This window comes from Actinoplanes oryzae (genome assembly GCF_030757795.1).
Classification (GTDB): Bacteria; Actinomycetota; Actinomycetes; order Mycobacteriales; family Micromonosporaceae; genus Actinoplanes.
In genome coordinates this window covers 1-316 of record NZ_JAUQWH010000377.1, presented here as the reverse complement: position 1 = coordinate 316, position 316 = coordinate 1, and the positions used below count along the sequence as shown (strand labels likewise).

1 protein-coding gene is annotated in these 316 nt (G+C 67.7%); it reads left to right on the top strand.

Annotated features, from left to right (window positions below):
- On the top strand, positions 1–316 hold a 316-nt coding region (locus tag RBH18_RS44010; RefSeq protein WP_306216467.1), incomplete at both ends, for an IS110 family transposase.

Here is a 316-nt window from a genome sequence, read left to right as displayed (position 1 = left end):
TGACGGCGATCAATCCCCGCCTGCTGGCCGCCAACGGCGTGGGCGCCGACGTCGCCGGTCAGTTGCTGGTCAGCGCCGGTGAGAACCATGAACGGATCGCCTCCGAGGCGGCATTCGCCATGCTCTGCGGCGTGGCCCCGATCCCGGCCAGCTCCGGCAAGACCACCCGATACCGACTCAACCGCGGCGGCGACCGGCAAGCCAACGCCGCCCTCTACCGGGTCGTGCTCTGCCGCCTGCGCTGGGATCCCCGCACCCGCGACTACATGCAACGACGCACCAAAGACGGCATGTCAAAGAAAGAGATCATTCGCTG